Annotated in this window: 1 pseudogene; it reads left to right on the forward strand. The window is 54.8% G+C overall.

Going from position 1 to position 310, the window contains the following annotated elements:
* A pseudogene (locus P0G09_RS17765) lies at positions 1-310 on the forward strand (CHAP domain-containing protein); the annotation flags it as partial.

The following is a 310-nucleotide window of genomic DNA, read 5'->3' on the forward strand; positions in this document are numbered from 1 at the left end:
CCCACGCGTTCCGGGATGCTCCGGGAGATGCGGCGCTGGGGAAACTCCACAAGGAAATCCGTGAAAAGGAACAGGACAATGTGGGCGTGGATAGCTCCCACAAGTCCGAGGAAGCTGTTGAAACCGGTGTGCGGCTGTTCCGGGAAGGCTACCGCAGTAACAAGCTGAAGCCATACCGCAAGGCGGCACAGGCGGAACAAAAGCTGGAAAAGGCTAATGTAAACGCCCTGTATCTGAAGTCTTTGCGGGAAAATCCCCAGCTTACCAGCAATCCGTTTTCACGCTGGCAGCAGAAACAGGCCATTAAAAA

It is taken from the genome of Faecalibacterium sp. DFI.5.82, assembly GCF_029076575.1.
Classification (GTDB): Bacteria; Bacillota; Clostridia; order Oscillospirales; family Ruminococcaceae; genus Faecalibacterium; species Faecalibacterium duncaniae.